This window comes from Stagnihabitans lacustris, from assembly GCF_025950525.1.
In the GTDB taxonomy this organism is placed as follows: Bacteria; Pseudomonadota; Alphaproteobacteria; order Rhodobacterales; family Rhodobacteraceae; genus Stagnihabitans.
The window spans coordinates 68,363-94,296 of the sequence record NZ_JAPDGS010000006.1; the positions used below are offsets into that span (position 1 = coordinate 68,363).

The following is a 25,934-nucleotide window of genomic DNA, read 5'->3' on the forward strand; positions in this document are numbered from 1 at the left end:
GTGCCTGGGTCTCAGGATAGCCGGGGGGAGGCTGGCGGGGTCGGCCTCGGAAACTACTTAGGGCGCGGGTCTGGGCGGGATCTGGCCAAGCCCCCTTGGCCGCGCGCCATCGGGGAAAGGCGATCGCATCCCGGCGCTGATCCAGGGCAGCGCGGGCCGGGGGGCTGCATGCGACAGAGGTCAAGTCCGGGCCAACCCGGGTCGCCAAGCCCCTCTCAAAGAATCCCCATGAAATACCTCTTCATCGCCGCCTCCCTTCTTTTGTCCGTCCCGGCCTTTGCCGAGACCACGAAACAGACCATCGTCCTGACCGAGGTCGATCCGGTGATCCTGGCCCAGGGCTGGCGGGCCAGCGATATCCTTGGCGCCAAGGTCTATGACGATGCCGGCACCGAGATCGGCAAGCTGGACGACATGATCGTCACCGCCGAAGGCACCGTGCCCTATGCCGTCGTCTCGGTCGGCGGCTTTCTGGGGATGAACACGCATAACGTCGTGGTGGCCGTCTCGGCGCTGGAACTGGTGGCCGACAAGCTGACGCTGCATGGCGCCACGAAGGAAAGCCTGACCGCGCTGCCCAACTTCGAGTTCAAATGACCAAGGGGGGCTTGGCCCCCCAACCCTTTCCCGGAGCCCCGGATGCGCGCCCTTTTCCTTGTGGCCCTTTGCGCCACCCCCAGCCTGGACCAATCCCCTTTGCCGGACACCCTGGGCGCCAATATCCGGGCCGCCACCTGCGCCCCGTGCCATGGCCGGGGCGCGAACAGAACGGCGTTTGGTCCCCGCGGGCCAGTCGCAAAGGCCAGCCCCCATCAGCTGTTGACCCTGACCCTTTACGGCAAGGCGCGTCGCTTGGCTGCGCGTCCAATCGAAACCCGATGCCCCTTGGGCCGATGTTGCACCCCGCCTGGCCGCCCTGCGGACCGGCGGCCAACGCGAGGACTGACGATGATTTCCTTCATCCTGAACGACCGCGAGATTTCCGTTGATGCCCCGCCCGGCACACCGCTCTTGTGGGTCGTGCGCGAGGACCTGGGCGTGACCGGCTGCGAATTCGGCTGCGGCATCGGGATCTGCGGCGCCTGCACCGTCCATGTCGAGGGCCGCGCCGCGCGGTCCTGCATCACGGCGCTGGGGGATGTGGCTGGGGCCCATGTCACGACGATCGAGGGCCTTGGCGGGGCGCATCCGGTGCAACAGGCCTGGGGGTGCGGGGCCAGGTGCCGCAATGCGGCTCCTGTCCGTCGGGCCAGCACATCGGCACCGCACTTGCCCGCATCCTGGCCGAAGAGCTCGGGGCCGCTTTGGCCCGTGTCCGTATCACCCATGTCGATACCGATCCGAAATGGGGAGTGATGGTGGCCGGGGGCAGTTGGTCGGGGCAGGGCGCAATGCCGAAGGCGCCGTGCTGCGTCAGGCCCAGGTCCTGCGCCGGTTTGGGATGGCCCTGCCCGTGGGCGCCGACGTCGCCGCAGGCCAGGGGCGTGACACCAACCTGAACACCTATACGCCCCTGCGCATGGCCGACAGGCCTGCGCTGGACATCCGCCTTGTCGCCGGCCTGGCGGCTCCGGTGGGCCTGGACGAGCCCGCCACCACCGTCGTGGCTCCCGCCATCGGCAATGCGATCTTTGCCGCCACCGGCGCCCGCGTCACCCATCCGTCCCGCAACCGTCCCGCAGCCGTGCTGGCTGCGATCGGCACCCCATAGGAGGCCCCATGAAGGGTTACATCGCTGATATCGAAAGCCTGACCGAGGACAACTCGGCCTTTCGCCGCGTGCTTTATACCGGCGTCCATCTGCAACTTGTGCTGATGTCCCTGACGCCCGGTCAGGACATAGGCATGGAAACCCATGCCACCCATGACCAGTTTTTCCGCATCGAAAAGGGCGAGGGGAAAATGGTGATCGACGGGGTCTCGCACAAGGTCGGGCCGGGCAGCGCCGTGGTCGTGCCGGCGGGCGCGCGTCACAACCTGACCAATACGGGCGACAAGAAGCTTCGGCTTTACACGCTTTATGGTCCGCCGAACCACATGGACCACCTGCAGGTGCAAACCAAGGCCGAGGCGGGCAACCTGGTCGAGACCTTTGACGGCGTCGTGACCGAAGCCTGAGGCAGGGGCCTATCCGGTCACGACCCCATCTCCCACCACGATTTGCCGCCTGCACAGGGCGGCAATCTTTTCATCATGGGTCGAGATCAGGAACGTCGTCCCCTCGTCCCGGTTGATTTCCGCGATCAGGTCCATGACCTGGCCCGCCGAGGCGCGGTCAAGGTTGCCGGTCGGCTCGTCGGCCAGCACCAGCTCGGGGCGGTTCATCAGGGCGCGGGCGACGGCGACGCGCTGTTTCTGGCCGCCCGACAGGTTGGCCGTCGGGAACTGGATGCGGTCCTTCAACCCCATGCGCACCAGCAATTCCGCGCCGCGGGTGCGGGCGGCGGCACTCTCGCGGCCCTCACGCACGGCGGTCGGGAAGATCACATTTTCAAGCGCGGTGAAGTCGGGAAGCAGGTTGTGGAACTGGAAGACAAAGCCGATGTGGCGGTTGCGGAACTCTGTCAGGGCGCGGTCATCGGCCCGGGTCAGATCGACGCCCAGCATGGTATGCGCCCCCGATGTCGGCCGCATCAGCGTGCCAAGGATGGTCAGCAAGGTGCTTTTCCCCGACCCCGAAGGCCCCAACAGCGCCGCAAGCTCTGCGGTCTTCAGCGTCAGGTTCAGCCCGCGCAACACACGGGTTTCGGCCTCTCCGGCGCCGAAGGTTTTTACCAGGTCGCTCACCTGCAACAGGGTCATTGGCCGATGGCCGTGACGGGGTCCAGCCGTGCCGCCGACCGCGCCGGCAGGATCGAGGCCAGGACCGCGCCCAAAGTGGTCAGCCAGATCGCCAGACCATAAGCGCCCTGGGTGATGTCGATGGGCAGGCCCGACCCCGAACTGAAACTTTCGCGCCCGGGAAAGGCCAGCAGCACAAGATACCCCAGCCCCGCCCCGAGCAGCCCGCCCATCACCCCGATCAACCCGCCTTGAATGACGAAAACCGCCATGACAAAGCCGCGTCCCGCCCCCATGGCGCGCATGATCCCGATTTCCGGCCTGCGCCGATAGGTCGACAATAGCAAAGCCGAGGCCACGCCGATGATGATGGTCAAAAGCGCAAAGGCCTTCAGGATGTAACCGGTCTGCGCCTGGGCCTGCAACGCGTCCAGAAGCTGCGCCGCCTGTTCGGTCCAGGATTTCGCGTCCAAGCCCGTCAGTGCCTTGATCTGCGGCGCCAGCGCATCGGCGGCGTAAAGATCGGTCAGCTTGATTTCCACCCGCGTGACGCCCTGCGGCATCTGGATCAGGACCCGCGCGGTCGCAAGCCCGACATAGGCTTGGCGCCGATCCGGCCCGCCCGAGCCCATCTGATAGATCCCCGTCACCGTCAGCAAGGCTTCGACGCCCTGGGTGCTGGTCAGCCGGACTTGCTGTCCCAGGGTGACGTCCAGATCCTCGGCCAGGGTCTTGCCCAAAAGGACGCCGCCTGATGCCAGGTCGGCAGAGCCCTGGAGAATATAAGAGGCCAGATTGGCGATGACGGATTCCCGCCCCGGCTCCAGCCCCATGATCGAGACCTGGATGACCTCGCCGCCCCGGGTCATGAAGCCCGAGCCGTTGATCTGCGGCGAGACGCCGGTGACGCCGGGCAGGGCCGCGATCAGCGGCAGAAGGGCCGCGGTGTCGCGCAGGATGGCGGTGTGTCCCGTGGCGGGGCCCTGGGCCAGCAGGACGCCTTGGGCGGGCCCAAGAAGGGCAGGGTCCTGCGCCTCGGCCTGGATGGTGACATGGGCCATGTCGCCTGCGGTGCGGGCCAGGATGAAAGAGGCCAGCCCGCCAATCAGGGCCGACATGAAGATGAAGATAAAGACCCCAAGCGCCACGCCCAGCACCAAAAGCCCGGTCTGCGCCAAAGAGGCGGTCAGATAGCGGCTGGCGATCTTTGCCGCATACAGCATCAGGGCGCCACCCTTACGGCTTGGCCATCGACCAGGCCCTTGGGGTCCAGGATGACCCTGTCGCCCTCGGTCAGGCCTTCGGTGACGATCAGACGGCTGGCGGGCCAGGGAATGACCACGACGGCGCGGCTGTGGGCCTGGCCTGCGCTTTCGACAAAGACCGCGTCACCGGTCAGGGCGGCGCGGGGGATGGTCAGCGCGCTGCGCGTGTCGATGGTGATATTGGCTGTCACGGTCAGGCCTATGGGCGCGCGGATCGGTTCGTCGGGCGTGATCTTGACCACCAGCCCCCCGGTCGACGCATCGACCTGACCCGCAACATAGCTGACATGGGCCGGGCGCACCCGGGTCTCGCCCGTAAGCTGCAGATTGGCCACTTGCCCGGCCTTGACCTGCAGGGCATGGGATTCGTCCACATCGGTCTCGACCACCAGGCGGTCCAGATCGGCGATGGTCATCAGCGCCTCGGAACTGGCCACCGTCTGCCCCGGCTTGGCGGGAAGCGACAGGACCGTCCCCGCCAGGGGCGCCCGCAGCGTGTATTTCGCAAGCAGGATCCGCGCCTGATCCAGAAGCGCGCCTTGCCGCGCCACCTCTTGCCCTGCCGAGGTGACGGCACGGGCCGAGGTTTCCAGCGTCACCCGGGCGACATTGGCGCCCATGGCCAGGATGCGGGTATAAGAGGCCTGAACCTCGGCCTTGGCCACCAGGGCGGCATCCAGACCGGCCAGCGCCTGCCGCAGGGCGGCTTCCGCCGTGGCGGGGTCTATTCGGGCCAGGACCTCGCCCCGGGCCACCACTTGGCCCTCGATCACCGGGACCTCGGTCAGGACCCCGGCGACCGAGGGCCGCAGATCAACCGAGGCGACCCCCGCCACCCGCCCGTTGACCGCCAGAACCCGCGTGGCCGGCCCCAGGGCAACTGTCTCGACGCGGACTGTGGTCAAGGCCGCGGCCCAAGGGTGCCACCAGGCCAGCCCGGCCGCGACCACAAGCGCCGCGCCCAAAACCCCAAGCGGCCACTTGCGCCGTGTCGCAGGGATGATGGCGGGCAAGACCTCGGCCCCGGAAGCGGGGGCGACAACCGGGGCGCCGGGGATCACTGTCCTTCCACCCCCGCTTTGACGGTCAACACTGTCCAACCCCTGGCACCTTGTCCTTGACCACGAGCGATCCCCATGATCCATCCGCCAGATCAAGACCCCGACACGCAAACTTACCCGGATTGTGGCAGGCCGGTTCTAACCTGCCTCAGCGTCAGGCCCGGCGCAGGATCGCCAGAGGCCGCCTTGGCCAAAGCGCGCTGCACCCGCCACCAGGGCCGCCGCGTTTGGACGAAGATGGTTCCGGGAATGGTCTTGAACCCAACGCGGCGGCCGTCAGTCGGTCCGAAGCGGTCCGGCCGGTCAGAGCCAAGCTGTCAAGCTGGATGCATCCCCGAAGTGGCAATGCGCAAACAGAGCCCCTAGGGGTCATGCATTGCCCGACGATTTCAGGGATAACTGGCGGAGAGGGTGGGAAACGAAAATACGAAATGAAAAGTGTTTATTATCAGTGGCTTGATGGCACTTCTCAGCGTAATTTTGTGGCGACCCTAGCAGCACTTCATGTAGCTTCTTGGTCACAGTCAAGCCGGATATGACGACGCCCGCAAGGGTGAACCTGCGGGCGTCGGTGGTTTGATCAGAGGTCAGGAATAGGCGGCTAAGCCAGCGCCGCGCTGATCAGCGCTAGCAACTCAGCCTCCTCGTCCGCGAGCGCCTCAGCGATCAGTCGATCAGTCGTGCGGTAGATTCCCTGCGTCGGCTTCCTCATTGTCACGATGACACTGTCATTCGGGAACGTGCCATGAATCACCAGCACAGGCCCAACCGGCGTCCCGCTGAAGACTTCGACATAGTCGACTTTCCATTCGGGCTCTTCCCAGAAGACAGCCATCTTGGTCACGACGGTCTGGTCGATAACAAGGTCCGGCTTACCCCAATCATGACCCGTGGGATTGCCGAGAAGCTCCCTCAGGAGACCGTTGAACCGTTTCCGGCCAATCGCGAAAGTTACAGTTTCACTTTCCGCCTCATGGGCGGTCGTGGTAGGCTTCATGTGTGCGGTCATCGGATTTCCTTCTGTAGGATGACGGTTGCACTAAGACGGGCGGCTTCTGATTGGACTCGGGACCGCCCGTCGCTCTTTTGGGCTTCTTCAGCCCGTGACCTTCCATTGCGGGAGGGTCCAGCGGACCTGCTTGTTAAGCTGATCCAGCATCTTGTTCAGTCGCGTCGCTTCTTTCAGCGCCGCCTTCTTCGTTTCCGTGTCCGAAAGATCGGAAGCTTCGATCTCTGCAAGGCGAGCCTTGATCTCCAGAGTCTTGTATTCCCCGACCAGCGAAGCAAGTTCCGCAGCCGCGTCAAGGAGGCAACCGACCATTACCTCGGCCCTGCCTAGTGATCCGGCTGCACCAGGAAACGGCTCATGCACCCCAACTGTCGCACCGTTCAGCACGAACTCTTCCGGGCCGCGATCATCGTCGAACGTGGGCGCTTCTACTCCAGCAAGCGCCAAGTAAAGATCGAAGTCAGTATCCGAGAGATACCTCTTGTTTCCGCTCTGGTCGTCGTCCAGGTGCCGAAAGTAATCATAGAAGGGTCGCCTGAAGGTGTCGGTGACCGCGAGGCTCGCAACCTTCTCGACCTCGCGAACACGTTCCCGATACCGTTTTTGTTTTTCTGCAGGTGTAAGGGTCATCTTGATCTCCTAGCGTCACGGTAACGTTTACACGTTACCGTGACGCTAGTCAAGCACGGCGATTTGCTTCAGCTTCGCTTTGAACACTCTGGGGCCAGATGCCGCCGACCTCGCCGAGCGCCTGCATGATCGCGCTCGGCGCATCCAGGTCATCACGGGCGGCAAGGGCGATAGCTTCGACCAGGGCGCGATAGCTCGGCTCAGTGATGAAGTGATCAGGTGGCGTTTGGTTCTTCATTGGGGTTCTCTCCTGCGTTTCTGATCGCAAAGAATCACAGGAAAGAAGTGACGGTCAAGTGAATTTTTCACCTAAGCCGTTGTTTATAAATGAATTAAGCCCTTACTTATCTATCCCGCCAGTTACCCCGCCAGTTACGCGGGGATGTTCAGTTCGGCGAGAAGGACATCGTCGAGAAGGTCATCGTCAAGGTCATCATCGGGCCTTTCGGCACTCTGCCGCGCCAGCTTTTTCCTTTCACGATATGCCTTTGCATTCGCGGCGTTCCGTGCAGCGCGCTCCTCTTTCGGCCGACCTTTCACATACTCACGGACAGGTTTTCCGGTTTCGGACAGCTTCTTACGCTCATATTCGGCTTTCTCTTCTTTGCGACGTTTCTCAACCTTCCATTTGCGGACTTTGGCGAAAATATCTCTCTGAAGGTCGGTGCAGCTACTCAGCCACCCGTCATAGGCATCGCCATGGTCCGGCTGTGTGGCACTTAGCGCGCCTGCATAGCACCATGCTGCGGCCTTAATATCTTTGTTGTTAGACTTCTTCCATTCTCTCAAGAGACGTTCGATCTCGCGATCATCTTGACCAGGATAAACATTGTTCACATCCAGCCGAAATTTGATCTTCCGCAAAGTAGTGGAAACCGCTGCCTTCAAGGTGGCAGGTTCGCCATATTTTTTCGGCAATGAGCCTTCTAATTCAGACTCGCCGTTCAGCTCCGAAGCAAACCGATCTAATTCCAGCATTGCCTGATCATCTATCGACAGGAACGGCGCATCCTGATCATTTCCATAAAACATGATATCCACATTCCATCCTTGGTGAAAATAAAGGGGCGCGACTTGCGGGAATTGCGCCACCTTTGATTTATAGCGCTGCCGTCTTTTCGATCAGGTCAGCAAGATCGCGAACAATCGTCGGAGCGAGGTTCGTTTCACACGCGCGCACCCTAACATTGACGCCATTTCCTTTGCGACGAACGCGGATTAAACTCAGTCCCAAATCGGGTGCTTGGTGATCAACGAATGCATAGGCCATAAGGCGCGGTTCACTCCCGTCCACACGCGCACGAAGGTCGCTCACAAGTTTCGCGGCCTCATCCGTCTTCATGGCGACGGCCTCGCATCCTTCAAGTCTGATGGTCACACCGCCATCTGTGCGCCTGACGTCAATGCCGGGGATGGTCGCTGCGATAAGGCCTGCGTCAATCTCCTTGCGGATCAGGTAGCCGACAGCGTCGGACAATGACTTGACGCCGAGCTTGTCCGCGATCTGCCTCAGACGCTCAAGTTGGACGGGCGGAAGCTTGATGGTGGATTGTTTTTTCGGTTCGGGCATGGCGAGCCTCCTGAATGGTGCCTACTATCGTCAACGTAAGTAGGCACCCTTTCGAAGTCAAGGCCGGACTGTAAATTTCGCTTCTTACCAGGGCGCCTTAGAAGGGCCTCTCTTGCCGGGGTAGGGGCAAGGCCGAAGGAGCACGTCGTTGCGCTGCAAGGTGCCTCCCATGGGCTCTGTGCGCGTGCGACGGCATGAGGTGCCGGAAGAGGTCTGGACCAGAGTTGACACAAGACGGGAAACGCCTGTCATATGCCGAGGAAGGTTTGGACCGGGAAACTAAGCTCTTAGCCGCGACAGGTTTCACATAGCAGGTTCCTGGGCCGAGTAGAGCAACAGGTGCGTCATCATTTTCCGGTATTAGTTTTCTTCTTTTTTAAGAACTATATTTAATATGGGAAAATGATGACGCAGCGCCTGTCGCGGTTTTGATATGCGTCATCATTTTTCCTTATAAGATAAAATGTAGCGCACAGGCGATCAGTAAAAACTTGACCGGGTGCGTCATCATTTTCCCTTCTTAGGCTCATTGATTACGATCCAGCATGTTCCCCGGGCGTGACTGCCGGATGATCTCGGACTGCACCACCTTACGCATGGTGCCTTCCATCTCACGGGCGACCTTCTGCGCGAGGTCATGGTTCTGCTCCTGTGTGCCGCCATTCGCGTTGACCGTCACGGGCGCGTTGATGGTGACAGACTGTCCGGCCTCTGACCTTTGCGCCTTCACGGCTCTCGCGGTTCCGGTCCTGTGATCGCGAAGGCCGGTGTCAGGATGGCTCGCTCGCGCCAGGGCTGTGAGGGCGCCAGAAGGGGCATCGCCGACAACGCCACCACTCGCATACCCCTTCATGCCGGTTCGGTGAAGCTCTTGCAGGGCCGGAAGGCCGATCCGTTCGACTGCCCTTTTCGGGATGACATATTCGCCCCGATGAACAATCCCGGCAGGCTCAAGAGTGTCGCCGTCGCCCGTGTAGCCGCCCGCATCGAAGCCTATGAGCATCCCGAGCTGGCCCAAGAAGCTGCCAGTTCCGGCCCCAGCGAAGAGGCCCGTGATCTGCTTCTGAAGCTGCACTTCCAAGATTTGCAACAGAAGGCCCTTCAGCGCTTCGCCCGCCGTCATGGTGCCGGAAAGAATACCTGTGAACATCCGCGCGAGACTTTCCGCAGCGCCCTTACCGGCCTCTTGCATCCGTCGCAATTTGTCGGCGGCTTCGTCCACTTTGACGCCGGCCATGACATGAGCTTGTGCGACCTCTTCAATTTGCGCCGTCAATTCCGGCGTGATCTGCTTTCCTTCTTTTTGCGCTTCGATCAGAAGTTTCGCTTTCTCGCGCGCATATTCGACAGCATCGCCATATTCTTTCCCTGCGCCCGCAGTTGCAATCAGAGCCGCAGCTTCGGCCTCAAGGGCGCGCGTTTCAGACTGCATGTCCTGAATTTGCTTCTCGAACGAATTACCCGCGCCGCCACCAGAGCGCGAATTGCGCGGCGTTTCGGAAACGCCAAAATCAATATCAGTCGGTTTTCCTTTCGGTCGCGGCGAAGTCATCGGCGAAACGCCATTCCATGCGCCGACACCGCGCCCTTTCATTCCCGGCAGTTCGGTGCGCTCGGGCGGTTCGACCAGCGTTCCGGGCGTAACACCGGCGAGACGCCCCATCTCATTGACGGCGCTTTGCGCAGCTTCGAAGACGCGATCCAATGCGCCGCCGATCCGATCAATAGCGGCGAGCGCATCAGACAGGTCAACTTTGTTGATCTTCTGCGCCTCTTCTAGCGCGGCCTTCGCCTTGGTCGCGAGACCTGACATTTTCTCGCTGTAGTCTTTCGCCGGAATCTGGCCCTGTTGCATCTTGCCGGTCAGGTCGTTCATCTGTCCTGTGATATCGGCGAGCGTGAGGGCTGTGTCAGTGTCGCCAATGTCGGCGAGGTTGGCGATCTCACCGGACATGGTGCCCGTCGCCTGCGTCACGCTGAAGGTCAGGTCGTCATAGGCCGCCGAGATGTCGGCAAGTTGCGAAGTCGTCTTTTCGACTGCACCAGGATCAACGGCCAAGACTCCCGCGACCTCGGGCGTGATAAGGTTCCCCGCATCCCCGCCCCGATCAGGCTGAAGGTTGGGCAGGTTGTCGTTCAGCGTTTGCACTGCGCCGACAGCTTCGGCGGCGTGAACGGCAACGCTCTGAAAGAAAGTCTGAACCTTCGTCGTCAGGATATCGAACTTGTCATCCAAAAGCGCAGCCGACTTGACCAGACCGTCATCCAGCACGACGCCCGCCTCTTTCGCCCCGGCGATCATGTCATCAAGCGCCTGACCGCCACCTTCCAGCGCCAGGACCATCCCTTTTCCGCCCCGCCCGAAAGCATCGGTGACGAGGGCCATTTTCGCGGCAGGATCAGAGGTCCGGTCAACAAGATCGGCGAACTCTTTCAAGAGGGTCGTCGTGTCCTTCAGCTTGCCTTTCTGATCGCGCAAGGAGATTCCCGCTCGGTCGAAGGTTGCCTTGAGCTTGCCTTCTCCCTGTGCGGCCTGCCCGATCCCATCCACGAACTTCTCAAGCGCGGAAGTCGTCTCGCCTATATCCACGCCCTGAAGCTTGAAGCCGTATTGAAGGCCCTGAAGCGTTTCGGTCGTGACGCCGAGCCGATCGGCAGCGTCGTTCAGGTCACCAAGGTCGCCGATAAGGCCGCGAATGTCGGTTGATACCGCACCCAGGGCGGAACTCAGGACACCCCCAGCGACGCCCCCCAGGAAGGGCACGGCAAGGCCTTTGAAGGCCTTGCCTATGCGCGCCCCTACGCCCTCATAGCTCTTCGCCATGGCGTCGGCGGATTGCTTCGCCCGCTTTTCCATGGTGCCAGCGGCGCGCGCTTGAAGATCGGCAGCGCGTTTCAGGGAACGCTCCAGCTTGTCGATGCGCGCTTCGACGGGAACGATCAGGCCGGGAAGGGTTGTGTCAGTCATGGGTAAATCCTCACTCTAGAAGGTGAACAGCGCCGATCCCGGCGCGCAGTAGCTGGACAAGGAAGACTCGGCAGCACAGGCCCGCGAGACGGCCATAGCGGCGGCAATTGCGCCGTCTATGCGCTCAGTTGCCCGCGCCTTGTGCATCCGGGCGAGGCCAGAGGTGCCCCGCGAGACGACGACGCTCGCGAAGTGCTGCCGAAGCACCGGATGACCGCCATGACGGATCAGACGCCCGTTGACGGTGCGCTCAAGATCACCAGCCGCGACGCCCATGATCAAAGGCGTCTGCCGCATTTCCACGACAGGAAGCCCTTCGTCGGCGAGGTGCTGCATGACGACGCGGGCGAGGTGCGGGTCAAAGGCGATTTCGCGCACGTCATAAGTCGCGCAAAGGTCGCGGATAGCAGCTTCGACCTCTTCCGGGTTGATGATCGGCCCGGCACAAACCCGGATAAGCCCTTCGTCGCGCCACCGCTCATAGGGCACGCCGTCACGCTGCGCCCTTCCGCGAAGGTCTTCACCAGGAACAAAGAAGGTAGGGCGAACGGTGATCTGCCCGTCATCATGCCGCCACGCCGCGACAATCGCGGTCAGATCGCCGTTTATGGACATATCGACGCCAAGCCAGCACGGCAGGGCCTCAAGATCGGCTTCGTCCTCTTCGAAGGTGCGGGCGTCATAAGTGCCCAGGTCAAAGAGCGGGTCACGGCTGTTCGCCTGCCAGACGTTCAAGTTGAACTGAAGGAAGGCCGCTCGGTCGGCAGGTCGGTGTTCGGCTTCGGTCGCAAGGGCGCGCAGGCTCGGCAGCGAGGGGAAGCCATGCACAAGGCCGGGGTTCACCTTCGACCACATCGCCTCATCCTGCCAGTCGTCTTCCGGCCCGGCTTCGAAGATGATCGGCAGGAACTCGGGGTTGACGATCTCGCCCAAGGCGACACGTCGGGCGTAGTCATATTGCTCGGCGCCCAGGTTCTCGCTGCCGCGCCCTGCGGTCGTTGCGATGACCAGGAGGTTAGCGGGCGTTTTGGCCAAACCGGACTTAAGGGCCTCCCAAAGGTCACGGCCTTGCCAGGCGTGAATCTCGTCTGCTAGGACGAAGGAAGGCGTCGTGCCATGTTGCGCCCGCCCGTCGCTGGATACGGCGCGTAGGGTCGCGCCGTTCACGATGTTCCTGATCTGCTTCGCCGAGTTGAAGGCGTCGTTGATTGCCGTGACGACCTTCAGCCGCCGATCCTCACGGATGATATTCGCGGCCTCGCGAAAGCCGATCCCTGCCTGTTCCCGATCCGAAGCGGCAAAGATGACCTGACCGGCAGGCACTTTCTCAGGCCCGATGACATGCAGAAGCGACAGCGCAGCGGCGAGCGAGGTTTTCCGGTTGCCGCGCGGTAGCATCAGGAAGACCGTGCGCACGATCCGCGAGCCGTCTGGGTGACGCGGCCCGTAGATGCGCCTGACGATCCGCTCTTGCCAAGGGTAAAGCTGGAAAGCCCGCCCCGGCGCGGTGCTGGCAGGATGGCGTAGCCGCCGCAGGAAGGTGACGGCGCGCTCTCCATACCCGAGCGGGTCGGGGATGGGCGAGCCGTCATAAATCCAATCAGGGAAGGTCGCGGCAGGCATGTCAGACAGCGAGGGGGTTGTCGTCATCATCCTCGGGCGCGGCGCTGCCGATCCGGGCGCGGCTTGTCGGGGTGAGGCCGTATTCAGCGGCAAGCTGCCGCGCCGTCTGCGCCGCCCGGTTCAGGACGCCAAAGAGCTTCACGTCGATATCGCCACCGGCAGCAATGCGCGCCTCTTCGATCTGCCGGACATAGCCGACAGCGGTGCAGTAGTTCTCAAGCCCTGCAAGATCGGCGCGGGTGATGATGCGCCGTGCGATCAGTTGCGGCATGACGCGCACCCATTCCGCTCGCGCATGGGTCGAAAGGTGCGACGGGCCGCGAGGAACCTTCGTCAGGGCCTCGCTATCCGTCGAAAGGGCAGGCTTCACGCCGCGAAGGTGCTTGCTCATGCTGCCCTCACGCCCGGCGCGCTGCCGAAGTTCGCATCATAGACAGCGCGTATGAACCCGAGCGGGGTGACGCTGCGCGCATTGGCGCGGTCGCGCCCTTTCCCCTTCATGTCACGAATGACATTCTCGCGCGCCGGACCAGGTAAAGGGCACTTCGGCGGCATGACAAAGCCGCCGCCCGTCCAAAGGCAGGTCTTCTTTGTGTAGTGCTCAGACGGCGCGAGCTGGGAATAGTCGCAAGGGTCGAAGGTGCAATCGGGCTTGCGCCAATAAGTGCTGATCGTGCTGCGCGGGTTCTCGATCAGATAAGGCGCGCCTATGAACTCGGCCCATTTCGACGCCACCGCGAAAAGTTCGATGGCAGTGGAGAGGGCGTGAAGCCCCTTGCCCTTGAACCAGAGCGCACCCGAGGTCGCCAGGTCATCGCAGGGCGGGAAGGCCGCAAAGAAGCGGCAGCGGTCAACCATGTCGCGCGTCGGCATCCAGTGTCGGGCGTCGGCTTTGACAAAGTGAACGTTGCCGACCGTGCGTGCCTTCTTGTGCGCGATGTCGATACAGAAGCACTCCCAGCCCGCCGCCGCGAAGGGTGCGGCAGATTGGCCGGACAGTTCATAAAGGAAGATCGCAACCGGCTTCATTGCGCCACCCCGCGCAGTTTCCAGCCCTTGCGCCGTCCGACTTCGACAATCTCCTTCAGGTCATAGGTGGCGCCTTCACAAAGGATGCGGTCGCCGGTCGTGATCGGCGACGGATGCCAACGCACCAGGAAGACCACTGTCTTCGCTTCGGCTTCACCGAAGTCGCCCACGATCTCATCTGCGGTCATTTCCAGCATCGCCGCCCGCACGGCCATGAGGTTCGCCCAAGTCTCGGTGATTGCGCCAGTCGCCGAGACGGTCACGCTCTTGCGCTGGACAGTGATGAAGCGATCAAGTTTGCCCGCTTCCATATCAGGCCCTCCACCGGATGACGGCTTCAAGGGACATGACGCCATGCGAATAGGCGTGTTCAGGCTGCGGGTCGCGCATCCACAGCAGGCGGGGCGCCGCCCATTCATCCACTTCGAAGCCTTGCATCATGGCCGCCGCCTCGGGCGGTTCGATCAGCGCGTTCAGTGCCGCGAAGCCGATGGCGCGGGCGGTGTCAGGCCCGTCTTCGACGGCCCAGATGTTCAGGTCAAGGAAGACGCGCGCCACGAACTGACCAGCGGCAGCGCGCCCGAGGAACTGCGTCTGAGACCCTGCAAGAATGACCGTCGGGAAGACGTCAGGACGGGTGCTTCCGGCGCGGATGCGATCAGCCGGGACGAGCGCCGTCACGGTGCTGTTGCCGATCAGGGTAGCACGCACGGCAGCTTGAAGGGCGAGGGAGGGTTCAAGCATCGCTACCCCCTTGCGCAGCCTGCTTGATCGCCTTCGACACAGCGCGGGCGATGCGGCGTTTGCTCCGGTCGCGGGTCAAGCGCTCGGCCGGGATAAGGAAGGGGTGCGCCTCTGCCTTCACGGTGCCGAACTCTTCAAAGTGCCCGTAGCGCACTTCGGGATTGCCAACGGTGACGAGGGCTTGGTTCTCGCCTGCCGTTCGACGCCCGCCGCCTTCAGCATAGGCGGGTGTTTCGGCGCCGGGCGGGGTAACGGTAACACTCTCGGCGAGCGCGCCCGAGTCTTTCCGCACCAGGGCACGCGCAACATGGGCGAGGTCTTCGGCGCAGGCCACAAGGGTAGGCTGAACCTGAATGACGATCTCAGCGGGGATAGCTTCCAGACGGGCGCAAAGGCGCGCGGCCTGCATGGTCAGGGTATCTTCGCCCATGTCAGACCGTCCAAGCCCGATAGGGTTGCAGCAGGTCGTTGAAGCCGAACGGGACAACGTAGGGCGAACCCGGCGCTGCCGCTTCGCGCGTTTCATACCAATAGGCTGCAAGCATCAGGATTGCTTGGGTCAGGATCGGCGGTAGAGGTTCGCCATAGAAATAAAGGGGGTTGCCGACAGTTGCCGCGACGAAATCTTCCGCTGCGTCCAGCTTCTGCGCGAGAAGCGCATCGTCTGCGGTATGGTCAAGGTTCAGATGCGCCCGAAGATCGGCGACAAGGGTGACGGACATAACAGGCTCACTCGTTACTGTGGTATCATGATACCACAGTAACGGAGGCTGGAAAAGTTATATTATTACACTCTTGTGCGGACCTCCCCGCGCCGGTCCTCAACAACGTGGGAAGTTGGCAGCCACCCCGATAGGCAACGAGCCGACCCAAGCCGCGTGGGTCTAACCGGCCAAAACGATTTCTCGAATCGCCTTTGAAACAGCTTCGACCTCTTCGTGATGTTGAGGCCAATCACTTGGATCAGCGCAGACTGATCCAACGATCTCTTCAGGTCTGAGCCGAATGTAAGGGCCAGCGGCAGTAACTGCGTCAACGTGCCCTTGATTTGCCGAATTTCTCTCCAAAACAGTAACGATTTGCTTCATCCACATCTCATCATCACTTCGCTCCGGCCAATCAACCAAATCCAAGGGAGGTAGGCTCAAAGAATTTAGCACACAGTAAACAAATGTTGCGCATGTCATCCCATGCCCAATTGGGACATCACCAGCATCTCCAGTCGCCGTGCTGAATTTCAAGTTTTCAAATCGAAAGCCATAGGGTATGGCGCTAGCGTTACGCTCAGCCACTAGTAAGCAGAACGCCGCTACGATGTTCTGATTCACCGCATCAAGGCCCGTTTCAAAGCAGAAATAGTTGCAATCATACGGATCAGATCTCAGCCGATGATGCCATGCAAGATCTACCAAGGTCTGGCTCTTGTCTGGATTAACTATCACAAATCCGCAATGAAGCTGCACACCACTAGATGATCCGATAGCAGTGTAGAGAGTATTTTCGGCAGAAGGATACTCTTCCGCTCGAGCAGCCAACTTCATCTACACGAGCCCCCGAAGAACCCTCTTCGCGTTCATTCCTCTATCTTCAACTATATTGACAAGTTTTCCAACAAAAGCAGCCCAAGAAACAATGCGATCACAGTAGCTGTGAGCCGCACGAGCCATGGCTACTAATGCCGTGGTATTCACCGTGAGTGTCTTTTCTTCAGCTAGAATCCTAGAAAGCGTTCGGAAATTACCTTTCGCCACCAGCTCAAGCACACCCGACAAAACTGCTTTGGTCTGAACCACGGTTGCCTCAGGAGCGTCAGAACCAAGCGCGAGCATATCGAAATACCAAGTCAGGTCATCACTCGCTCCAGAAACCACAAGGGGAACAACCGGCTTCGACGCGTGCCCTAACCTCGGAAGGTTATGACGAAAGAAGTCGCATCCCCGGCCGTCGTGGCGATAAACGGGAACGCTTGAAAAGAAATCGGATTCGGTAGGCTGACACGTTGATTCGGGCCGCGTAAAACTCGCGAGTGCTTGCGCGACGTTCATCGTTTGTCCGCCCTGATCTACAATGACAATCTCAAAAGAATTACTTGGGCGCCTGTGGTCCAAGTGCTTTATGAAGGTGTTCTTTGATTGCCCATCGGAAAGCGTTCCGAGTGCACTTGTTGTATGTTGCGAGCGATGAAAAAGCGTCTGCTGCATTTGTATTGCCCTCAGGGCTGAAGAAGTCTGTGTCCAGGACGATCAAGTTGCCATTTTCAGCTGACTTGCGCTGATCGTCATTGAGAATATCCGGGTTTGGGAGGCCGCAATTAAAGGTGCACTTTACATTTCCGCCGTCCAAGGAAAAGTTGGTGACCATTGACTCTATCTTTATCTGGTCATCCGCCCCAAACTCTTCCGACAGTATTCCAAGCAAGGAAGGTCTCAGAAGTTCCGCCCAGGGAATTTCTTTTAGATTCAAATGCGCTCGATCTATGATGTCAACATATCTCAAACCTATTCTTGTGAAGAACTGAACATCATAGACAGCCCCCAACGCATCAATTGCCAACTTTAGTTGGTTTGAAAAGTCTTCCCAGTGCCTATATTGGGACGTGCTGAGGGCGATAAAATCATCTCCGAGAACTATCTTGAACGCCTTGTCTTCGCTGAGAAATTCATAGAAAGTCTTGGAATGACTCTTTGCTTCGCCGAGAGCTACGTCAACATTCACATTAATCGCATGCTTGATTTCAACCAATGGGAAAGACCTGCGCACCAACTCTTGAAATTTTGCAGGAATATCAACACCAATACTCAATATTGTGGGAAATTGAAGTTGTGCAACGACTTCGAACAGTGGGTTGTGGTCGTAGATCACACGATCCATTTCGGGGAACAACCGATCACTCCTTCGCTTTGCTCGGCCCATCCGCACGTTCTGGATCTCGTGCGTTCAATCGAACCTACGGCATCGTATACTCGCCGAGGCTGGCGCTGCAACGACTAAATATTTTTCCTTCTTAACTGCATGTTAGCTTCCTGTCCTTGCTTTCGAGAGCAGTGGCAGTGCACGCAAAGCGCCTGCCAGTTTCGCCAATCCCAAAAGAGCGTCTTGTCGCCCTTGTGCGGCGTGATGTGGTCAACCAAGGTCGCAGCATTGCCGCACATCGCGCATACCGGATGAAACGCCAAGTATTCCTTCCGCGCTTTGTCCCAGTCGGTTGTATAGCCGCGCTCGCGGGCGGAAGGGCGGTTCAGGTCATGGCGCCGCTTCCGGGCGCGGGTCATGGTCTTCTGACAGGTGCAGGGCTGGCCATGGGGCACGATCTTGCCACAGGTGCAGATATGGGGCGGGCGGGGCATGGGAACTCCGTTTACATCAGACTTGCGCGCAAGGCTTCGAAGCCCGCACGGTCGAACTCGTCGTCGGGTAGGTCGGCAAGATCATCACCGGACGCAGCTTTGGCCTTGTCGTCATCTGTGATCCCGTGTTCGGCCTTGAAGAGGCTGATACGCCCTTCGAAAGCCTCGGTGATCTCGGCAGGCGTCGCGGCCAAGGTCTCGGCAGGCGTCCAGCCGAGCCAGCCGGTGCCGATCCGGTAAAGCTCGGCATAGGCTTGCGCCCAGGTCATCGGCTTCGCGTTGGGCTTGGCCGGGGTGCCGTCAGCATCAGAACGCAACAGCGCGCCACAAAGGCCGCGTAGGGCTTCTTGTGTCCCTTCCTGCCAAACAGACAGGGGCAGGCTCGCCGCATGGCTCAGAAAGGCGTCTGCCGCGCCTTTATTGGTTGCGGCGATCTGCATAACCTTGCGCACGGTCAGGGTATCGAAGGCGTCCAGCTTTGCCAGAAGCGCCGGATAGCCGTCATGCAGGCGCTCAAGGCGCATTGCAGCGCGAAGGGACGGACGAAGACGCACGGCGAAGCCGCCGTGCGTGATGGTGAACTCGTCCTCGGTGAAGAGGCCGGTCATGACGTCAGGCCGCGACCTTGATCTTCACGAAGCGGTCAGGGTTGGTCAGGTCTGCGCCAACACGTTTGCGCGCATGGAACCGGACCTGTCCGACCGTCGCGAGGCTGTAGGGGTCGCGCAGCGTCGTCAGGCCGATGCGATCAACGATCCGATAGCCAGACATATCGCCGAAGATGATCGGGAAGAGGCCAGCGCCGATATCGTCCATGTCCAGCATTTCGACCACGGGACGCCCGAGAAGTGTCGTCGGTGCGTTGGCGCTGATCGGGTCAAGCATGAGGTAACGCCCGGTGGAGTCCTTCCAGGTGCGCACGACAGCCATGGTGTTGCGGTTCATCATCCAGACGCCGCGTTGCGCATAGGTCGTCGGCAGCTTGTGATAGGCGGCGATCAGGACATCAGCCGGGTTCGACGCGGGGAAGCTCGCGGCCACGCCCGTTTTGACCTCAGTGATGCCGCTCGCGACCATGAGGCCTTTCGGCTGGCCGGTGCCCGTGCCCTTCACCAGGGCGAAGCCTTCCGCCTTGCCGAAGCTCTCGGCGAAGTCGTTCAGAAGCTCGCCCTCAAGATTGTAGGAATTGTCTTCCAAAAGGGCATTCGAGACCTCGGTGAAGGTCGCAAGCTCTTGCGGAGTGATCGTGACCTGTTCGAAGGTCATGCCGGAAGCGGTTCGGGCGTCGGTTTCGTTCACCCAGGTCGCGGCGGTGCCGGTCAGACGCCGGGGATATTTGATCTCCGATGCGCTGATCTGGATGACGTTCGCATAGGCCCGGATGGGCGAATACTCGATCAGCTTCTTCAGCACTTCGTTGCCGAACTCTTCCGGCGCCAAAAAGCCCCCGTTCGGGTCACTGGCGACGGTCAAGGCCTTGATCTCATCAGGCGAGATGCGTTCGACGCCGCGCCGCAGATAGGACACGAAGGCTTTGCGGTCGGCTTTGTCAGGGTTGGGGCCGGTGATCTGGACGCCGGGGCGGTTGCCCTTGGCTTCCAGCTTGTCCAGGCGCTCGCGGATGAGGTCGAAGGCTTTGGTGTCGATATCCGGCGCATTGGCCGGGGTCTTGGGGTCGTTGTTTTCCATAACGGTCTCACTGGTGACTGATTTGACAGAGGTAATCTGCGCGCCCGGATGCGCCGGGACGGCAACTATGCTGACCTCATGCAGGTCAAGCGCGGTGATGGTGCGCCCGCGTTGGCGGGGCTTGGCGGATTTGGTGACGAAGCCGATGGACAGGCCCGAGACGGCGCCTGCCTTGATCATGGCGCGCACTTCGCGGGCGCGTTCAACCTCTTCGATCAGAAGCCGCCCTTTGACGGTCAGGCCCTCGGGCGTCTCGGCGATCTGATCCCAGACGCCGATAACCTGCCCCTGATCATGGGCGAAGAGCATGGGCAGCGTTGCGGGCGTGGTGTCGAATGCACCCTTTTCGATCACGTCGCCGACGCGGTCGGACGAGCCAAAGGGCCAAGCAAGGCCAGTGATCTCGCCCGCCTCGGTGACGGTCAGAGAAGCCTTCAGTTCAAGCTGATCGGTCATGCTGCGGCCTCCTGCGGCTTGCCCGTCCAGCGCGCATCAAGCACGTCCAGGGCGAGGGGGAAGACCTCGGCGAGCGGGCGGTTCCGGGCGTAGGTATCGACAAGGCGCTTCGCCGTTTCAGGGTCGGTGCCGCCGCCGATCAGCCCAAGCCGGATGATCTCGCCGAGCGTGTCGGCGTTGAACTGCATGTTGATGACTCGGAAATAGAGCGCGCCGATCCCGGTTGCGGTCAGGCGCTCAAGCTCGGCGATCATCGGATCGGTCAAGGTGAAGTTGTGCGTTGCGTCGCCAAAGAAGGTGACATGCGTGATACGGTCAGACATCGGAAGGGTCCTTCGTCGGCGCGGGCAAGGCGGGCGCGGTCGTGGTATAGGGATTTTGCAGCGCGTTCCCCTCGGGATGCGCCGGAAGGTTCAGACCGGCGCGCACTTCATTCGCCGTCATCGCGCCCATACTGCGATACTGACCGAAAGCGGCAGCACGCGCGGCGGTGTCGGTCGTGGTCAGGTCATCGGTGACGAACTCGATATAGAGGCTGCGGCGCTCTTCCGGGGTCAGAAGGCAGCGCGCATAGGCCCAGCACCATTGCAGTAACCAGGGCTTCAGGGTGACGGTCAGGAACTGCCGGGCCATCTCTTCGGTGTTTGACCAAGTGCCGCGCGTCAATTCGAAGAGCATGGTCGGGGGAACGCGGAAGACGCGGGCGATCTCGCGCACCTGTTCAAGGCGGTTCTCGGCGAACTGCGCATCGGTCAGGGTCATGGTGACGGCCTGATAGGCCATGCCTTCATCAAGAAGCGCGACGCCGCCCGCCTTGGGGCCGGAATGCGTGTTCATCCATGCGTTTTTGAGGTTCGCCTTCGCCTCTTCGGTCAGGGTCTTCGGTGCGGTAATGATGCCGCCCGGCTGCGCGCCGTTGGCGAAGACCTTGCCGATATGGGCTTCGAACGCTGCCGCGAGGGCTATGGCGTTCCTGCCCGTGGTGATCGGCGCGACGCCGCCGAACGCTTGGATATGCAGAATGTCGGCATAGCTGTAACGGGTCTGCCCCTGATCGGTCGAAACCAGATAGAAAGGTTCGCCGTCCGGCTGATGGTTGACGGACACGACAGAGGGCGAAAGGCGGTGCAGTTCGACAGGTTCGCCCATGCTGTTGCGGACGACAAGCGCGAAGCCGCCCTTGTCATTCAAGAGCGCGTCGCCGGTCAGGTCGGTTCGAAGGCTCTCAGCGCTTGTCCAGTCGTTCGCTTCACCGTGAAGTAGGCGATAGGCCGGATGATCCTTCACGGCCTCTTTGGTGTCATGGTCGAAGAGCTTCACCGGCAAGGCGCCGACAGTCTCGGCGATCAGCCCGACAGCACAAGCGACGGCAGGGATACGCATGGCGACCACAGGCCCCACGGCGAGGCCTGTGATCGCCGGAACCGTCCCGAAGATCGGGAAGATTTCGGGGTCGGTAAGGCCGAAGCCCTTCGTTTCAGAAGCTCCTCGCCCAAACACGCGGGCGAGGCTGGACATGATACCCATGGGAAAACTCGTTACTCGAACACGGTATTATAATACCACACTCAAGCCGAACCCGACAAGGTAAATGTTATACTATAACGTTCAGGTCTTGAGCGCCTGAATGGGAAGGCCGAAGTTCACTTTGTTCAGGGCTTCAGACATGCGCTTGATGGGCGCTTCATGCACATAGACGGCAGCGACAGACTGATCTTCGTGACCGGTGATCAGGTCTTGCAGTTCTCTCGAACACCCGCTCCTGACAAGCTCGGTCTTGAAGTTATGTCGGAAGCTGTGAAAAACCTTGTCGCTTGCGTCGATGCCGAGCTTCGGAAGGAACGTGCGCAGGAACCAGCGGTTGATCCGGTCTTCAGGCTCCCAGTCGGGGAAGAGCTTCGTCTGTCCTTCCGCACGCAGCTTCGCAGCATATTCAAAGAGGCCGAGCTTGATTAGGTCGGTATGGATCGGAACAAGCCTCTTGCTGCGCGTGTTCTTTGACGCGCCGGACAGGTCGAAAACGTCAATCCCTTGATCCTTGGTGACGTCCGAAAGGGCGATGCGAGCAAGTTCGCTGGACGACCTCGCGCCGGTGTATAGTGCCAGGAGAAGCGCCCACTGACGCGACTCATAGCGGGCAGGGGCGGCGAAAATCTCGTTTCCGAAGATCAGCTTAATCTCTTCAGCGTCGAACGGTCTGCGCGACGGCTCTTTGTGGATCGCGCTGCCGGTATCGACGCGCACGCCCTTCGCCGGATTAAAGTCAATCAGCGCGTTATTCGTGGCCCATTGCAGGATGCTGGACAGATGCGACAGCCACTTCATGTTGATCGTCTGCGGGCTCAGCGTCTCATAGGGCTCGGGGCGCTTGGCGTTCGCCTTGATCGCCTGCGGCAAGGTCAGGCCGGGGAAACGCTGAGTGTAGCGCGTAGGTGTCTCAAGGAGCGTCTTCTTATAGGCGATGACCATTTGCTTTGTGATCGCCTTGACTGCGACAGGCCCGCCTTGCGCCTCTTCGAACATGCGAACGGCGACCTCATGCTCATCCATGGTCTTTTGGGCCAGAGTGCGCCCGCCCGCGTTCCTTTCCTTGTGGAAGCCCTTCAGGACGTCGTTCAAGGTTGCACCGGTCGGCGAGGCCTTTGGCGCGGATACCGGGGAGGGGTCGGGTTCATTCAGGATCGGCAGGGTCGGGGTAGGCAGCTTTATCTTGCCTTCGTCTCGCTCTTCAAATCGGGCGAGGGCTTCGAGCTGGACTTCTGCCAGGAGCTTTAAAAGGTCTGACCTTCGAACGTCAGGCGCGAGGCCACGCGCAATCAGGTCGTTCGCCGCATAACCGATCAGGGCTTCAGCTTCATCAGCTTCCAGCTTGCCGCCGATCAGAAGCCGGAGCTTGCGCGCATAGATCGGGCGCACGGGCAAAGCCCCCGTTCCAACAACAGGAACCTCGCGCTCACGGTCATCGGCCTCTAGTTCGGCTCGGTAATGCGCCTTTCCTGCCGTCGTGGCCGTCGGGCGCGAAGCGGCGAGTTTGTCGCGGGCGTCGTCAAGCTGGGCATGAAAGCCGTTCAAAACCGCGAGGGCGCGGCGTTCCCTCGCCTTCGCCTCGGTCGGCAGTTCTTCGACAAGCTCGCGCTTCCCGATGACAGGACGAAGCTCGTCAGGGACGACGATGCGCGCCACCCATTTTCCCCGGATATGCTGGACGTTTTTCATGCCTTCGCACCTGCGTTCTGTAGCAAGATTTGTAGCGAAGGTTGTAGAAAAGCCCCTTATTTACAAGGGGTCTAAGCAAAATCAGTCTGTTAGGGGATAACTGGCGGAGAGGGTGGGATTCGAACCCACGGTAGGCGCAAACCTACAACGGTTTTCGAGACCGCCACGATCGACCACTCCGTCACCTCTCCGCGGTTTAGGGGTCATCTATAGGGCGGTGATTTAGCGGGGGCTTTCGGCGGGCGCAAGCCCCCTTTGGCGCGATTTTCGAAATTTCTCCGACAGGGTCGCGCGCGCCCCTTCGCCCGCTTTGCCCCCTGTGGCGGGCTGCTCCGGGCTAGACCCGGAGCCTCGGGGGCAAGGCCCTTGGCGTGTCGGCGCCAAAGGCCCGCCACGCCCAGCCCGCAGGCCCGGGGTCAAGCCCGGGGCAGCGCGCCGCCTTTGCCCTGCGGTGCTTGACTTTCCGCCCGGTTCCGGATCATAAGGCGCGACCCGGAAGACATGAGTCGTCGCCCGGGTGTTTTGATTTGTCGCCCCGCCAAGGGGCGCGCAGTCCGAAGGTGGGGCATGCCCCGGCAACTCCCGAAAGGGGACCAAAGGGCGCGGAACTGAAAAGGGAAGACCATGTTCGCCGTTCTCAAGACCGGTGGCAAGCAATACAAGGTGCGTGCGGGCGATGTCCTGCGTGTCGAAAAGCTTGCTGCCATCGCTGGTGAAAAGATCCAGTTCAACGAAATCCTGATGGTTGGCGGCGAAGCCACCGTCGTGGGCGCGCCCCTCGTGGCCGGTGCTGCGGTTCAGGCCGAAGTCATCGACCAGATCAAGGGCGAAAAGACGATCCACTTCGTCAAGCGTCGCCGCAAACACTCGTCGCAGCGCACCAAGGGCCACCGTCAGCAGTGGACGCTTGTCCGCGTGACCGAAGTCCTGGCCTCGGGCGCCGAGACCACCGGTGTCACCGCCGCAACCGGCACCGCGGCCGCACGCCGCGCCGCCCATAACGCGTAAGGAGAGCTTCCATGGCACACAAAAAAGCAGGCGGCTCTTCGCGCAACGGTCGTGACTCCGCAGGTCGCCGCCTTGGCGTCAAGCTCTATGGCGGCCAGGCTGCCATCCCGGGCAATATCATCGTTCGTCAGCGCGGCACCAAGTGGTTCCCCGGTGAGGGCGTTGGCATGGGCACCGACCACACCATCTTTGCCGTCGTCGATGGCAAGGTGACTTTCAAGAAGGGCATGAAGGGTCGCACCTTTATCTCCGTCCTGCCGGTGGCCGAAGCGGCCGAATAAGCCGAACCTTTACATAAGTCGTGTAAACGGGGGATCGGCAACAGCCGGTCCCCCGTGGTTTTTCGGGCTCTGGCTTCCTATATCGGACCAAAGGGCTCCATGCGCTTCGAGGAGGAAGCCATGAATATCGAATTGACACTGACCCAGACGATCCCGGCCGGCCGCTTTTGCCTGCGTCCGGTGCGGCGCTCGGATGCCGGGCTGTTCGCCATGTATGCCGGCGACCGCCGCGTGGCCGAAGCGACGCGGTCCATCCCCCATCCCTTGCCGCCCGGCGCCGCCGAGGCCTTTGTGACCCGCGCGGCCAAGCCTTCGGACGAGGATGTCTGGGTCATGGATGGCGCCGAATCCGGTCTGGCCGAGGTTTTGGGCGTCATCAGCCTGAAGCGGATGGACGAAAGCCGCTTTGACCGCGGCCAATCCGAGATCGGCTATTGGGTCGCGCCCGCCTTTTGGAACACCGGCATCGCCTCCGAGGCCGTGCGGGCGCTGGTCGGCGCCAACCCGCAAAAGAACCGCACGATCTTTGCCGAGGTGTTTCAGGACAACCCGGGTTCTGCCCGCGTGCTGACCAATTGCGGCTTTGAATATCTAGGTGACGCCGAGACTTACTCGGTCGCACGCGGCGCCCGGGTGCCGACCTGGACCTATATCTGCAAGCCGTGACACCGCGCATCGAAACCCCGCGCCTGATCCTGCGCCCCCTTGGGCCGCAGGATCAGGTGTGCGTCCTGCAGGGGCTGAACGATCTGGCGGTTTCCAGCTGGCTGTCGGTCGTGCCCTATCCCTATGTGGCGGCGGATTTTCAGGCCTTTCAAACGGGGATGGCCCATCCGGGCCAGACTTGGGCGATGACGGAGGCGGGGCGCTTTGCCGGCGTGCTGGGGATGGAAAACGCGACCTTGGGCTATTGGCTTTTGCCTTGGGCGCAGGGCCGCGGGCTTGCGACCGAGGCCGCGGGCGCGGCTTTGGGGGTGCATTTCGCGGGGGGCGGCGGCGAGGTTGGCTCGGGGTATTTTGCGGGCAATGCGCGCTCGGCCGGGGTCCTCGCGAAGTTGGGTTTTGCCGAAGTCGCGCGGGATGTGAAGTTCTGTCGCCCGATGGGTCAGGACCGACCCCATGTCACCCTGCGCCTGACCGCCCAGGCTTTCGGGCTTTCCGCTTACAATTTGGTCTAAATCTTCATCTTTCGGCGGCGGTGTCACGGCGCGGAAAGGGGGGCGCTGCCCCCCTCGGCCCTTTGGGCCTCACCCCCCG

General features: G+C 61.3%; 33 protein-coding genes and 1 tRNA gene. 8 read left to right on the forward strand and 26 right to left on the reverse strand.

The window, feature by feature from the left end; all coding sequences use genetic code 11:
* The first annotated feature begins 228 nt into the window (after nt 1-228).
* The 4 genes from NX862_RS14415 to NX862_RS14430 all read left to right on the forward strand — a co-directional run bounded on the left by NX862_RS14415 (nt 229) and on the right by NX862_RS14430 (nt 2,118).
* On the forward strand, nt 229-597 hold the full coding sequence (locus NX862_RS14415) for a PRC-barrel domain-containing protein (protein ID WP_264494628.1): 369 nt from the start codon (nt 229-231) through the stop codon (nt 595-597).
* Nucleotides 598-948: 351 nt separating this feature from the next.
* Complete coding sequence (locus NX862_RS14420; RefSeq protein ID WP_264494629.1) at nt 949-1,356, forward strand: (2Fe-2S)-binding protein; 408 nt, start codon at nt 949-951, stop codon at nt 1,354-1,356.
* Nucleotides 1,346-1,711: a hypothetical protein gene (locus tag NX862_RS14425; protein WP_264494630.1), complete on the forward strand. Its 366-nt coding sequence runs from the start codon at nt 1,346-1,348 to the stop codon at nt 1,709-1,711. Before NX862_RS14420 ends, NX862_RS14425 begins: the two co-directional genes overlap by 11 nt.
* Nucleotides 1,712-1,719: 8 nt before the next feature.
* Complete coding sequence (locus tag NX862_RS14430; RefSeq protein ID WP_264494631.1) at nt 1,720-2,118, forward strand: cupin domain-containing protein; 399 nt, start codon at nt 1,720-1,722, stop codon at nt 2,116-2,118.
* 9 nt (nt 2,119-2,127) lie between these two features.
* Here the strand turns inward: NX862_RS14430 and NX862_RS14435 are convergent, their stop codons facing one another.
* From NX862_RS14435 to NX862_RS14560, 26 genes are all read right to left on the reverse strand, one after another.
* Nucleotides 2,128-2,787 carry an ABC transporter ATP-binding protein gene (locus NX862_RS14435; protein WP_264494632.1) on the reverse strand — a complete coding sequence of 220 codons (660 nt, stop codon included), beginning with the start codon at nt 2,785-2,787 and terminating at the stop codon, nt 2,128-2,130.
* Between the two features lie 11 nt (nt 2,788-2,798).
* On the reverse strand, nt 2,799-4,004 hold the full coding sequence (locus NX862_RS14440; protein WP_264494633.1) for an ABC transporter permease: 1,206 nt from the start codon (nt 4,002-4,004) through the stop codon (nt 2,799-2,801).
* Entirely contained in the window at nt 4,004-5,107 is a 1,104-nt protein-coding gene (locus tag NX862_RS14445) for an efflux RND transporter periplasmic adaptor subunit (RefSeq protein WP_264494634.1), read from the reverse strand. Before NX862_RS14445 ends, NX862_RS14440 begins: the two co-directional genes overlap by 1 nt.
* A 601-nt stretch (nt 5,108-5,708) precedes the next feature.
* Nucleotides 5,709-6,116: a hypothetical protein gene (locus NX862_RS14450; RefSeq protein ID WP_264494635.1), complete on the reverse strand. Its 408-nt coding sequence runs from the start codon at nt 6,114-6,116 to the stop codon at nt 5,709-5,711.
* An 87-nt stretch (nt 6,117-6,203) separates the two neighbouring features.
* The gene (locus NX862_RS14455) at nt 6,204-6,746 is read right to left on the reverse strand and encodes a hypothetical protein (RefSeq protein ID WP_264494636.1); all 543 of its coding nucleotides are present in this window, start codon (nt 6,744-6,746) and stop codon (nt 6,204-6,206) included.
* A gap of 49 nt (nt 6,747-6,795) precedes the next feature.
* Nucleotides 6,796-6,984, reverse strand: a complete 189-nt coding sequence (locus NX862_RS14460) for a hypothetical protein (RefSeq protein WP_264494637.1) — start codon at nt 6,982-6,984, stop codon at nt 6,796-6,798.
* A gap of 134 nt (nt 6,985-7,118) precedes the next feature.
* Nucleotides 7,119-7,778 (reverse strand): hypothetical protein, encoded by a 660-nt coding sequence (locus NX862_RS14465; protein WP_264494638.1) that lies wholly within the window; start codon nt 7,776-7,778, stop codon nt 7,119-7,121.
* 67 nt (nt 7,779-7,845) lie between these two features.
* Nucleotides 7,846-8,316, reverse strand: coding sequence for a ribbon-helix-helix domain-containing protein (locus NX862_RS14470; protein WP_264494639.1), 471 nt, complete (start codon nt 8,314-8,316; stop codon nt 7,846-7,848).
* A 526-nt stretch (nt 8,317-8,842) separates the two neighbouring features.
* On the reverse strand, nt 8,843-11,284 hold the full coding sequence (locus tag NX862_RS14475) for a hypothetical protein (RefSeq protein WP_264494802.1): 2,442 nt from the start codon (nt 11,282-11,284) through the stop codon (nt 8,843-8,845).
* Nucleotides 11,285-11,299: 15 nt separating this feature from the next.
* Nucleotides 11,300-12,937: a terminase large subunit gene (locus NX862_RS14480; RefSeq protein WP_264494640.1), complete on the reverse strand. Its 1,638-nt coding sequence runs from the start codon at nt 12,935-12,937 to the stop codon at nt 11,300-11,302.
* Nucleotides 12,909-13,298, reverse strand: coding sequence for a phage terminase small subunit P27 family (locus tag NX862_RS14485; protein ID WP_264494641.1), 390 nt, complete (start codon nt 13,296-13,298; stop codon nt 12,909-12,911). Before NX862_RS14485 ends, NX862_RS14480 begins: the two co-directional genes overlap by 29 nt.
* Nucleotides 13,295-13,936 carry a hypothetical protein gene (locus NX862_RS14490; protein WP_264494642.1) on the reverse strand — a complete coding sequence of 214 codons (642 nt, stop codon included), beginning with the start codon at nt 13,934-13,936 and terminating at the stop codon, nt 13,295-13,297. The genes NX862_RS14485 and NX862_RS14490 overlap by 4 nt, the downstream gene beginning before the upstream one ends.
* A complete protein-coding gene (locus tag NX862_RS14495) occupies nt 13,933-14,247 on the reverse strand; it encodes a phage head closure protein (protein WP_264494643.1) in 315 nt (104 codons plus the stop codon). Before NX862_RS14495 ends, NX862_RS14490 begins: the two co-directional genes overlap by 4 nt.
* 1 nt (nt 14,248) lies before the next feature.
* Nucleotides 14,249-14,680, reverse strand: coding sequence for a tail completion protein gp17 (gene gp17, locus NX862_RS14500; RefSeq protein ID WP_264494644.1), 432 nt, complete (start codon nt 14,678-14,680; stop codon nt 14,249-14,251).
* Entirely contained in the window at nt 14,673-15,110 is a 438-nt protein-coding gene (locus NX862_RS14505; RefSeq protein ID WP_264494645.1) for an HK97 gp10 family phage protein, read from the reverse strand. Before NX862_RS14505 ends, gp17 begins: the two co-directional genes overlap by 8 nt.
* Before the next feature lies 1 nt (nt 15,111).
* Nucleotides 15,112-15,402, reverse strand: a complete 291-nt coding sequence (locus tag NX862_RS14510) for a head-tail connector protein (RefSeq protein WP_264494646.1) — start codon at nt 15,400-15,402, stop codon at nt 15,112-15,114.
* A 162-nt stretch (nt 15,403-15,564) separates the two neighbouring features.
* Entirely contained in the window at nt 15,565-16,221 is a 657-nt protein-coding gene (locus tag NX862_RS14515) for a hypothetical protein (protein ID WP_264494647.1), read from the reverse strand.
* Nucleotides 16,222-16,725, reverse strand: a complete 504-nt coding sequence (locus NX862_RS14520) for a hypothetical protein (protein WP_264494648.1) — start codon at nt 16,723-16,725, stop codon at nt 16,222-16,224. It abuts the gene before it with no gap.
* Between the two features lie 40 nt (nt 16,726-16,765).
* Complete coding sequence (locus NX862_RS14525) at nt 16,766-17,551, reverse strand: TIGR04255 family protein (RefSeq protein WP_264494649.1); 786 nt, start codon at nt 17,549-17,551, stop codon at nt 16,766-16,768.
* Nucleotides 17,552-17,667: 116 nt separating this feature from the next.
* Nucleotides 17,668-17,952 (reverse strand): HNH endonuclease signature motif containing protein, encoded by a 285-nt coding sequence (locus tag NX862_RS14530; RefSeq protein WP_264494650.1) that lies wholly within the window; start codon nt 17,950-17,952, stop codon nt 17,668-17,670.
* 86 nt (nt 17,953-18,038) lie between these two features.
* Nucleotides 18,039-18,635, reverse strand: coding sequence for a hypothetical protein (locus NX862_RS14535; protein WP_264494651.1), 597 nt, complete (start codon nt 18,633-18,635; stop codon nt 18,039-18,041).
* A 4-nt stretch (nt 18,636-18,639) separates the two neighbouring features.
* Complete coding sequence (locus tag NX862_RS14540) at nt 18,640-20,172, reverse strand: phage major capsid protein (RefSeq protein WP_264494652.1); 1,533 nt, start codon at nt 20,170-20,172, stop codon at nt 18,640-18,642.
* A complete protein-coding gene (locus NX862_RS14545; protein ID WP_264494653.1) occupies nt 20,169-20,495 on the reverse strand; it encodes a gene transfer agent family protein in 327 nt (108 codons plus the stop codon). Before NX862_RS14545 ends, NX862_RS14540 begins: the two co-directional genes overlap by 4 nt.
* Nucleotides 20,488-21,690: a phage portal protein gene (locus tag NX862_RS14550; protein ID WP_264494654.1), complete on the reverse strand. Its 1,203-nt coding sequence runs from the start codon at nt 21,688-21,690 to the stop codon at nt 20,488-20,490. The genes NX862_RS14545 and NX862_RS14550 overlap by 8 nt, the downstream gene beginning before the upstream one ends.
* Nucleotides 21,691-21,780: 90 nt before the next feature.
* The gene (locus NX862_RS14555) at nt 21,781-23,388 is read right to left on the reverse strand and encodes a site-specific integrase (RefSeq protein WP_264494655.1); all 1,608 of its coding nucleotides are present in this window, start codon (nt 23,386-23,388) and stop codon (nt 21,781-21,783) included.
* Between the two features lie 101 nt (nt 23,389-23,489).
* Nucleotides 23,490-23,579: transfer RNA gene (locus NX862_RS14560), tRNA-Ser, on the reverse strand.
* A 433-nt stretch (nt 23,580-24,012) separates the two neighbouring features.
* Here NX862_RS14560 and rplU point away from each other — a divergent pair.
* From rplU to NX862_RS14580, 4 genes are all read left to right on the forward strand, one after another.
* Entirely contained in the window at nt 24,013-24,396 is a 384-nt protein-coding gene (gene rplU, locus NX862_RS14565) for a 50S ribosomal protein L21 (RefSeq protein WP_264494656.1), read from the forward strand.
* An 11-nt stretch (nt 24,397-24,407) separates the two neighbouring features.
* A complete protein-coding gene (gene rpmA, locus NX862_RS14570) occupies nt 24,408-24,677 on the forward strand; it encodes a 50S ribosomal protein L27 (RefSeq protein ID WP_264494657.1) in 270 nt (89 codons plus the stop codon).
* 120 nt (nt 24,678-24,797) lie between these two features.
* Nucleotides 24,798-25,343 (forward strand): GNAT family N-acetyltransferase, encoded by a 546-nt coding sequence (locus NX862_RS14575; RefSeq protein WP_264494658.1) that lies wholly within the window; start codon nt 24,798-24,800, stop codon nt 25,341-25,343.
* Entirely contained in the window at nt 25,340-25,855 is a 516-nt protein-coding gene (locus NX862_RS14580) for a GNAT family N-acetyltransferase (protein WP_264494659.1), read from the forward strand. The genes NX862_RS14575 and NX862_RS14580 overlap by 4 nt, the downstream gene beginning before the upstream one ends.
* Nucleotides 25,856-25,934 lie beyond the last annotated feature (79 nt).